A 1,793-nucleotide genomic window follows, 5' to 3' on the forward strand; every position below is an offset into this window, starting at 1 on the left:
GGTCACCGTGGCAGTGCGCCCGGCGATCAGTTCCACCCCGGCAGGCACTTCGTCGATGGCGATACGCACCGGAATGCGCTGCGCCAGCCGCACCCAGTCGAAGGCTGGGGTCACGTTCGGCAGCAGGGTGCTGCCGTTGCTGCGGTAGCGATCCTCGATGCCGGCGGCGATGCTTTCGACATGGCCATGCAGAGGGGTGTCCTCGCCCATCAGGCGGATGTCCACGCGCTGCCCCGGAGCCACGCCGCGCAGGCGGGTTTCCTCGAAGTAGCCATCAATGCGGAATGAACCGGTATCCAGCAGCGCCAGCACCGGCTTGCCGGCCACCACGTAGTCGCCCACGCGCATGGTGCGGTCGTTGACCCGGCCATTGGCCGGCGCACGCACTTCGGTGCGGGCCAGGTTGAGCTCGGCCAGGTCAACCGCGGCCTGCGCGGTGGCCAGCGCCGCCTGTGCGGCCTGCAGCTTGGCCCGGCGCACTTCGGCGTCCTCGGCGGCAACCAAGTCCTGCAGGCTGCGGTCGCGGCCGATCTCGCGGCGCAGCTGCGTCACCGAGGCCTGGCGCTCAGCCAGGCTGGCGCGGCTCTGCTCCAGCGCGATGCGGTAGCGCGCCCGATCGATCACGAACAGCAGGTCGCCCTTCTTCACCGCCTGGTTGTCGGCCACCTGCACCGTTTCGACCAGGCCGGACACGTCCGGCGCCACCTGCACCACGTCGGTGCCGACGTGGGCGTCGCGGGTCCACGGCTCATCCATGTAGTAGACCCACAGCTGGCGCAGCACCAGCAGGGCGACGATCACAGCTGCGCTGGTGAGCAGCACCGGCAGGGTCTTTTTCACGATCTTTTTCACGATTGCATCCAACGCAGAAGGTGGAACAGCAGGCCCAGCACGATTCCGTACAGCGCCAGGTTGAACAGCGCCGGATGCCAGACATGGCGATAGGCGCCGGCACGCTGCAGCAGCGCGTGCAGGCCGCTGTTGACCAGATAGGCCAACACCATCAACCCGAGCAGGGTCGGGACGAACACTCCGTGGAGACTGAATTCACCGGGCATCGGTAGGGGCAGGGGCGGTATGGGGAAGGGGAGGCGGAACAGAACAACGGCAACGGGCAAAAGCCGCTGGCGCATGCACGGCAGCGGCGGTGTTCACGAACAGCGGGCTTACGTGATGCGGTCGGCAGCCTCGGCCAGCAGGCGCCACGCCTTCAATACGGCGTGCAGTTCATCCGTGGACAGTTCGCCGAACACGTCCTGGCGCAGGCCGATCAACTGATCTTCCAGTTCGCGCACCAATGCCTGGCCTTCCTCGGTCAGCCACAACAGGTTGGCGCGGCGGTCGCTGGCATCGCATTCGCGGCGGACCAGCCCACTGGCGCACAGCTTGTCCAGCAGGCGCACCAGCGACGGGCCTTCCATGCCCAACTGCTGGGCCAGCGCGACTTGGCGGATGCCACCGCCGGAGCGGCCGATCATCAACAGCGGCATGGTGCAGGCGGTGGAGATGCCGTAGCTGCCCAACCGGCTGTCGGCCAAGCGCTGCCACTGCCGCCCTGCGTACAGCAGGCCGGAGCTGAGCTGCATCTGCAGCACGGTGCGCTCGTCGAGGGGTCGGTCCATAAGTAATAGATAGGATACTACTAATTTCATTCCTATCAATAGGTTTTGCTGAATGGGTGGGGTGTATTGAGGAAGGCGTTGCGCCTGCTGGGTGTCGGCTCGGGCGGCGGAGGGCCGGGCGGGGCAGGACACGCTGCAAGTACGTCCCTGTAAGCTCGATCGGCGCATCCA

Annotated in this window: 3 protein-coding genes; all 3 read right to left on the minus strand. The window is 66.6% G+C overall.

Annotated elements, in window-relative coordinates; all coding sequences use genetic code 11:
- The coding region (locus DBR20_RS12140) for an HlyD family secretion protein (RefSeq protein ID WP_108266341.1) at positions 1-852 on the minus strand (852 nt) is incomplete at its 3' end.
- On the minus strand, positions 849-1,058 hold the full coding sequence (locus DBR20_RS12145; protein WP_025875651.1) for a DUF1656 domain-containing protein: 210 nt from the start codon (positions 1,056-1,058) through the stop codon (positions 849-851). The genes DBR20_RS12145 and DBR20_RS12140, both read right to left, overlap by 4 nt.
- Before the next feature lie 108 nt (positions 1,059-1,166).
- The gene (locus DBR20_RS12150; protein WP_089241977.1) at positions 1,167-1,622 is read right to left on the minus strand and encodes a MarR family transcriptional regulator; all 456 of its coding nucleotides are present in this window, start codon (positions 1,620-1,622) and stop codon (positions 1,167-1,169) included.
- Positions 1,623-1,793: the final 171 nt, after the last annotated feature.

It is taken from the genome of Stenotrophomonas sp. HMWF023, from assembly GCF_003060985.1.
Classification (GTDB): domain Bacteria; phylum Pseudomonadota; class Gammaproteobacteria; order Xanthomonadales; family Xanthomonadaceae; genus Stenotrophomonas; species Stenotrophomonas lactitubi.